The sequence below is a fragment of the Arthrobacter sp. 35/47 genome (genome assembly GCF_000520475.1).
Taxonomy (GTDB): domain Bacteria; phylum Actinomycetota; class Actinomycetes; order Actinomycetales; family Micrococcaceae; genus Arthrobacter_D; species Arthrobacter_D subterraneus.
This window is the reverse complement of sequence record NZ_AZHY01000349.1, coordinates 1-7,572: the sequence shown is the minus strand read 5'-3', so window position 1 is coordinate 7,572 and position 7,572 is coordinate 1. Positions and strand designations below refer to the sequence as shown.

The 7,572-nt window shown below is 66.7% G+C and carries 4 protein-coding genes and 1 pseudogene; 1 reads left to right on the top strand and 4 read right to left on the bottom strand.

The features are described from left to right. Positions 1 to 622, bottom strand: a pseudogene (locus X803_RS0100180) (hypothetical protein); the annotation flags it as partial. Between the two features lie 521 nt (positions 623 to 1,143). On the opposite strand from X803_RS0100180, the gene X803_RS0100175 reads away from it, so the two are divergent. Then, positions 1,144 to 1,698, top strand: coding sequence for a vitamin K epoxide reductase family protein (locus X803_RS0100175; protein ID WP_253907357.1), 555 nt, complete (start codon positions 1,144 to 1,146; stop codon positions 1,696 to 1,698). A 28-nt stretch (positions 1,699 to 1,726) separates the two neighbouring features. On the opposite strand, the gene dxs is transcribed toward X803_RS0100175, so the two are convergent. The 3 genes from dxs to X803_RS0100160 all read right to left on the bottom strand — a co-directional run. Then, complete coding sequence (gene dxs / locus X803_RS0100170) at positions 1,727 to 3,700, bottom strand: 1-deoxy-D-xylulose-5-phosphate synthase (RefSeq protein ID WP_026543543.1); 1,974 nt, start codon at positions 3,698 to 3,700, stop codon at positions 1,727 to 1,729. A 171-nt stretch (positions 3,701 to 3,871) separates the two neighbouring features. Further along, positions 3,872 to 6,664: an aconitate hydratase AcnA gene (gene acnA / locus X803_RS0100165; protein ID WP_026543542.1), complete on the bottom strand. Its 2,793-nt coding sequence runs from the start codon at positions 6,662 to 6,664 to the stop codon at positions 3,872 to 3,874. 173 nt (positions 6,665 to 6,837) lie between these two features. Beyond that, the coding region (locus tag X803_RS0100160; protein WP_026543541.1) for a class I SAM-dependent RNA methyltransferase at positions 6,838 to 7,572 on the bottom strand (735 nt) is incomplete at its 5' end.

Sequence of the window (7,572 nt, the reverse complement as noted above, 5' to 3'; positions counted from 1 at the left end):
CCGGCGGCTCGGCTGCTGCCTGTCCGTCGCCTGCAGGCTCTGCGGCGGCCGACCCTGCTGTATCGGGCAGGGCCGCCGATTCATCGGTGGCTGCCGCTTTTGCGCTCGCGCGGCGGCGACGGGCGGGCTGCTCGGGGGCGGCATCGCCGGCGGCGGGTGCCTCCGCAGCTTCCCCTGCAGCGGAATCGGGCCGGCCTGCCGGTGCGGTTGCGCGGGTACGCCGGGTGCGGGCCAGTTTGCGCGCCGGTGCGTCACCGGACAACGGTGCGGCGTCAGGAATTGCACCGTCAGCGTTTGGTCCGTCAGCGTTTGGCCCGTCAGAGGTGCCGGTTTCCGTGACCGTCCCATCAGCGGACGCGGGTGCCGGTTCCGCGCCGATCGACGGCGGCTGGGCGGGCGACTCGGGCAACGTGAGTTCACCCTGGGTTGACCGGCGGGTGGCCCGGCGGCGGGCCGGCGGCGCGGCCTCGGCCTCTGCCTCCCCGGCTTCGGGGGACTCCCCCGTCACCGCTGGTGCGTCGTCGCTCTTCTTGCGGCGCGTGCGCGGTGCCTTGCGTGCAGGTGCTTCTCGCTCAGCGGCATCCGTCAGGACCTCTGAGGAATCTGATGCGTTTGTATCCATATTCGGCTGTGCTCCACCCCCGGAACACCGTCCACATTCCGGCGCCCCGAGGCGCTTGGTCGGGTGTCCGCGGCGTGAGTGCACGCGCCACCCGGAAGTCGTTATTGTGTCGTTCGAGGTCGCGCCAACCATGGGGCGCGGCATCACTCGAAGACCAGTGGCGCTTTTCCTGCCCGATCGCTGAAACCAGCGCGGGTTCTGCCCGGCGGATTCTGCGGGGTTCACCATGGAAATACCAAAATCCGCAGGAGCGTCGCCGGCAGAACCGGAAGCCTGTCACTGGACCGGCACCGGAATGTGGTTCCTGCGCCAGCCACGTTCATTGTCTCACACGCCCGTCGCTGCCTGCAGTACCGGAGGTTAGACTCGCTCGTGGCGGGCCGCTGCCGGAGGGGCGGCGGGAAGACCTGGACGGACGGGAACAGTTGGGAGTGGGCATGCCAGCCAATGCCGGGCACGGCGGAGCGGGGACCGCGGATGCGCGGGAGGCCGGCGGGCCTGCGTTCGCCACCGACCGGGGAATGGCATGGGTGTTCGCCGTGTGCGGCGCCGTCGGCTTCCTGGCCTCAGGACAGCTGGTCCTGGAACGGCTGGCGCTGTACCAGGACCCCGGTTACGTGACGTCCTGCGATATCAGCCCGTTTGTCTCCTGCGGTAAGGTGTTCCGGACCTGGCAGGCCGCACTGTTCGGATTCCCGAATCCGCTCATCGGCATTGTTGCCTTCGCGGTCATTCTCACGACGGCGATGGTCCTGCTCTCCGGCGCCCGTCCCGCCCGCTGGTACTGGCGGGGGCTGCAGGCCGGGGTGGGCCTCGGGTTCGTGTTCGTTATCTGGCTCTGGAGCCAGGCCCTGTTCGCCATTCACATTCTCTGCCTGTACTGCATGGCGGTATGGGCAGCGATGATCGTGCTGACCGTCCTGCTGACCGCGCGGAACGCCATCCACGGCGACGTTCCGTCCCCGGCCGCCCTGCGCCGCTTTCTCGCCGGGTGGGCCTGGCCGCTGACCGTGCTGCTGCTGGCTGCCACCGCTGCGTCAGTGTTCTTCAGCTTCTCCCGTGCGTTCCTCGGCTAGCGGGCCACCGGCTAACAGGGCGCCGGTGCTAGAGCTTCGGCAACTGCCCGGTGGCTGAGGGAACCTCACCCGGCAGCGGACGGGCGACAGGAACCTTGGTGCCGAGCACCTGTTCCACAATGTCCTGTGCCACCTTGCGGGCAGACAGCCCCACGCGTTCCAGCACCTCGCTGCGGGAACCGTGATCGAGGAACTCCACCGGCAGGCCCACCTCGTTGAGTGCTGTATCGACACCGGCCGAGCGCATCTCCTGGCGAATCCGTGATCCCACCCCGCCCGCGCGTACTCCGTCCTCGATGACGACGACGATCCGGTGTTCCGCCGCCAGCCGGATGACCGAACCGGCCACGGGCAGAACCCACCGCGGGTCAATGACCGTGGAGCTGATTCCCTGCGCACCCAACCTGTTGGAGACGTCGAGGGCGAGTTCGCTCATCGCGCCCACGCTGACAATCAGGACGTCGTTCTGGCGGGAGCCGGCCGGCCTGCGGCTCAGGACGTCCACCCCGTCGGCAAGCCGCTCTACCGACTCGACCTCGACACCGACGTTGCCCTTCGAATAACGCACCACGGAGGGCGCGTCACTGATTGCGACGGCTTCCCGCAATTCCTCCCGCAGCCGGGTGGCGTCGCGCGGGGCGGCGAGGTGCAGTCCGGGAACGATCTGCAGCATCGACAGATCCCACATGCCGTGATGGCTGGCCCCGTCCGGTCCGGTCACCCCTGACCGGTCCAGCACGATGGTCACCCCGGCCTTGTGCAGCGCAACGTCCATGAGGAGCTGGTCGAATGCACGGTTCAGGAAGGTGGCGTACAGGGCGATCACCGGGTGCAGGCCGCCGAAGGCCATACCGGCTGCACTGGTGAGCGCGTGCTGCTCGGCGATGCCGACGTCGAACACCCGGTCTGGATGCTTCGCCGCAAACTTGTGAAGGCCAACGGGGATGAGCATGGCGCCGGTGATGCCGACAATGTCCTTGCGCTCGTCGGCTATGGCGGCGATTTCCTCGGCGAAGACCGATGTCCAGGACTGCACTCCCCCGGCTCCGATGGGCTCGCCCGTCTCCGGGTCAATGATTCCCACGGCGTGGAACTGGTCGGCCTCATCGGCGCGGGCGGGGGCGTAGCCGTGGCCCTTCTCGGTGATGGCGTGGACAATAACCGGGCCGCCATAGTTTTTCGCCTGGGTCAGGGCGTGCTCCACTGCGGGGAGGTCATGGCCGTTGATGGGTCCGATGTACTTCATGCCCAGGTCCTCGAAGAGGCCCTGGGGCGCCCACCAGTCCTTCACACCCTTCTTGGTGGCGTGCAGGCTCCGGTAGGCGAACCGGCCGACCACGCCGCCGCCCTGGAGCTTCCGCTTCCACCAGTCGAGGGTGCCCTCATAGACCCGGTGGGTGCGGACGGAATCGAGGGTGGGTCGCAGCGACGCCAGGTAATCAGCAACCCCGCCGATGGTGGGTGCGTAGGAACGCCCATTGTCATTTACCACGATCACCACGCGGCGCCGCTTGTCCGCGGCGATGTTGTTGATCGCTTCCCACGCCATGCCGCCGGTGAGCGCGCCGTCCCCGATGAGGACGACGGCGGAGCGGTCTTCTTCCCCATTCAGTACCCGTGCGCGGGAAATGCCGTCCGCCCACGAGAGCGAGGCGGAGGCATGCGAGCTCTCAACGACGTCGTGCACTGATTCGGCGCGCGAGGGATAACCGGAGAGCCCGCCCTGCTGGCGGAGGGAATCGAAATCCTGCCGGCCGGTGAGCAGCTTGTGCACATAGGACTGGTGTCCGGTATCAAAGACGATGCTGTCGCGCGGCGAGTCGAATACCCGGTGGATGCCGATGGTCAGTTCAACTACACCGAGGTTGGGTCCGAGGTGCCCGCCCGTGCGTGAGACCGTGCGGATGAGGAAGGCTCGGATTTCCGCGGCCAGGCGGGAAAGCTGCTGTCCTGACAACCTGGTCAGGTCCTGTGGGCTGTGGATGGTCTCCAGAAGTCCCATCGCGCCTCCTTCTAAAACTGGTGATCTGCGGCGTCGGTGCGCTCTCACTCGCTGTTAACTCTAACGCCGCGTCCCGGCGACGGGTGCCGGGCCGGGCGTACGCCGCGCGTTAACGCAGAACACGCCGCCTCCGCCAGAGCGGATGCGGCGTGTTCTGCTGCGGCCCGTCGGTTAGGACGCGGACAGCTGGCGCAGGACGTACTGCAGGATGCCGCCGTTGCGGTAGTAGTCCGCTTCGCCCGGCGTGTCGATGCGCAGGACGGCGTCGAACGTGACCGGGTCGCCTCCCTCTTCAGGGGTAGCGGTCACCCTGACGGTTGCCGGGGTGTTGCCGTTGTTCAGTTCCGTGACACCCTCGATCGCGAACGTCTCCGTGCCGGTGAGGTGGAGCGTTGCGGCGTTCTCGCCGGCCGGGAACTGCAGCGGCAGGACACCCATGCCGATCAGGTTGGACCGGTGGATGCGCTCGTAGCTTTCGGCGATGACGGCCTTCACGCCGAGCAATGCGGTGCCCTTGGCTGCCCAGTCACGCGATGATCCGGAACCGTACTCCTTGCCTGCCAGGATCACCAGCGGCGTGCCGGCGGCATGGTAGTTCATCGCGGCGTCGTAGATGTAGGTCTGCGGGCCACCGGTCTGGGTGAAGTCGCGGGTGAACCCACCTTCCACGCCGTCCAGGAGCATGTTCCGCAGGCGGATGTTCGCGAAGGTTCCGCGGATCATCACCTCGTGGTTGCCGCGTCGGGACCCGTAGGAGTTGAAGTCCTTGCGGGCCACACCGTGCTCAAGGAGGTAACGGCCTGCCGGGCTGTCGGACTTGAACGACCCTGCGGGGCTGATGTGGTCGGTGGTGACCGAGTCGCCGAGCCTGGCCAGGACGCGGGCGCCCTCAATGTCCGCAACCGGTTCAGGGGTTGCCTGCATGCCCTCGAAGTATGGGGGCTTGCGGACGTAGGTGGAATCTTCGTCCCAGGCAAAGGTGTTGCCCTCGGGGGTGTCGAGCGCCTTCCAGCGGTCATCGCCGTCGAACACGCCTTCATATCCCTTGGAGAACATGGCCTCGTCGATGGAGGAATCGATGACCTGCTGCACCTCGGAGGGGCTTGGCCAGATGTCGCGGAGGAAGATGCTCTTCCCCGACTCGTCCTCGCCGAGCGGATCATTCTCGAAGTCGAAGTCCACGGTTCCGGCGAGTGCGTAGGCGATCACCAGCGGCGGTGAGGCGAGGTAGTTCATCTTCACGTCCGGGTTGATCCGGCCCTCGAAGTTGCGGTTGCCCGAGAGCACCGCGGCGACTGCCAGGTCATTGTTCTGCACCGCGTTGGAGATCTCTTCCTCGAGCGGACCCGAGTTGCCGATGCAGGTGGCGCAGCCGTACCCGACAATGTAGAAGCCCAGCTTCTCCAGGTACGGGGTGAGGCCGGACTTGTCGTAGTAGTCCGTGACCACCTTCGACCCCGGTGCCACGGAGGTCTTTACCCAGGGCTTCGAGGCAAGGCCCTTCTCGACGGCGTTCCTCGCGAGGATCGCTGCAGCGAGCATCACCGAGGGGTTGGACGTGTTGGTGCACGAGGTGATCGATGCGATGGTGACGGCACCATGGTCGAGAACAAACTCACGCCCGTCGCCCATGGCGACCTTCACCGGCCGGGACGGCCTGCCGTCTGCCGTGGCTGCGGCGGAGTGCTTCAGCGTGGAGGTCATGGCGGGCACGTCGGAAGCCGGGAAGGATTCCTCGAGTGCCTCATCCAGCGCCGCCTCGTCCGCGTTCCCGGTGTAGTTGTGGATGTCCTTGCGGAACTGTTCCTTGGCCTCGGTCAGCGCGATCCGGTCCTGCGGCCGCTTGGGGCCGGCGATGGACGGAACAACGGTGGACAGGTCCAGCTCGATGTATTCGGAGAAGCGGATTTCACGCGACGGATCATGCCAGAGGCCCTGTTCCTTGGCGTAGGACTCCACCAATGCCACGCTCTCCTCGGAGCGCCCGGTGAGGCGCAGGTATTCCAGGGTGACGTCATCGATGGGGAACATTGCGGCGGTGGAACCGAATTCGGGGCTCATGTTGCCGATGGTGGCGCGGTTGGCCAGCGGCACCTCGGCCACTCCCTCGCCGTAGAATTCGACGAACTTGCCCACGACGCCGTGCTTGCGCAGCATCTCGGTGATGGTCAGGACCACGTCGGTGGCGGTGGCGCCGGCCGGGATGGATCCGGTGAGCTTGAACCCGACAACGCGCGGGATGAGCATGGATACGGGCTGGCCGAGCATCGCGGCCTCGGCTTCGATGCCGCCGACTCCCCAGCCCAGCACGCCCAGGCCGTTGACCATGGTGGTGTGCGAGTCGGTGCCGACGCAGGTGTCAGGGTAGGCCCGGAGGGTGCCGTCAACTTCGCGGGTCATGACGGTGCGCGCCAGGTATTCGATGTTGACCTGGTGGACAATGCCGGTACCCGGCGGGACAACCTTGAAGTCGTCGAACGCCGTCTGGCCCCAGCGGAGAAACTGGTAACGCTCGCCATTGCGCTCGTACTCAATCTCCATGTTGCGCTCGATGGCCTCGGAGTTGCCGAAGACATCGATCTGCACGGAGTGGTCGATCACCATCTCGGCGGGTGCCAGCGGGTTGACGCGCGCCGGGTCTCCACCGAGTTCCTTGACGGCTTCACGCATGGTGGCAAGGTCCACCACACACGGCACACCGGTGAAGTCCTGCATGAGCACACGGGCCGGGGTGAACTGGATCTCGATACTCGGCTGGGCGTCGGCGTCCCAGGATGCGAGTGCGCGAATGTGATCCGCGGTGATGTTTGCGCCGTCCTCGGTGCGCAGCAGGTTCTCGAGCAAAACCTTGAGGCTGTACGGAAGGCCATCGGCGCCTTCAACTGCATTCAACCGGAAAATCTCGTATTCGGCACCGGCGACATCTAGTACGCCTTTGGAACCGAAGCTGTCCACATTACTCATGTCAGGACTCCTCTCGCCGTCTTCTATCCTTGTTCCGGCGGGCGCGAGCTGCCAGTTAGGAACACCTAAGACCCGGACTGCGGCAGGAATCGTTTTCGCAGGCGGGTGCCGGCTGCGAAGTCCACACGGAACAACCGTTTTTCATCCTATCCGCATGCGCAGGACAGGGGGCGTCACAGTGGGCGCAGGACCGCCACAGATTCCATATGGTGGGTATGGGGATAAAGATCGAAGACCCGGAGGGAGTCCAGGCCCCAGCCCGCCGCCGCGAAGTACGCGACGTCCCGGGCGAAGGACGCCGGATCGCAGGACACATACACCACGGCCTTTGCCCCGGTGCCCGCGATGGCCCGCACCGTCTCCCTGCCGGCTCCCGCCCGCGGCGGATCGAGCACGACGGCGTCCAGGTGCGGCCGGCGCTCGCGCAGCACCTTTTCCACCTTCCCCTGCACAATGTCCACGTGGTCCCGGCCATGCAGGTTCCGCCGTGCGTCGCGGCTTGCCGCCGGTGAACCCTCGACCGAGAGCACCGAGCCGGTCTGCCCCACTCGTTCGGCGAGGGCGGCAGTGAAAAGTCCGGCTCCCGCGTACAGGTCTGCGACCCGCGCTCCGGACGCCGGCTGGAGGCCCTCCAGCACGGCCTCGGTCAGCACCCGGGGCGCGCTGCGGTGAATCTGCCAGAACCCCTCGCCGGTGACCCGGAAGGTGTGGCCGCCGACAACCTCCCGCACCCAGGTGCGCCCGCGCAGCCGAAGGACCGACCCGGTGTCGGGGTTGAGGACGGCCACGGAAGCGCCCGGGATTCCCTCAGCAAGGGCACGGAGGGCACGGCCGGGCGGGTCCTGGGTGCTTCTCAGCAGCACCAGCGGCTCTTCATCGCCGGATCCGGCTGCCACCTCGACGCCGTC

Excerpts from the sequence above, each read along its gene's own strand:
- X803_RS0100175 (WP_253907357.1), top strand. The coding sequence starts at position 1,144 with ATGGCATGGGTGTTCGCCGTGTGCGGCGCCGTCGGCTTCCTGGCCTCA.
- dxs (WP_026543543.1), bottom strand. The coding sequence starts at position 3,700 with ATGGGACTTCTGGAGACCATCCACAGCCCACAGGACCTGACCAGGTTG.
- acnA (WP_026543542.1), bottom strand. The coding sequence starts at position 6,664 with ATGAGTAATGTGGACAGCTTCGGTTCCAAAGGCGTACTAGATGTCGCC.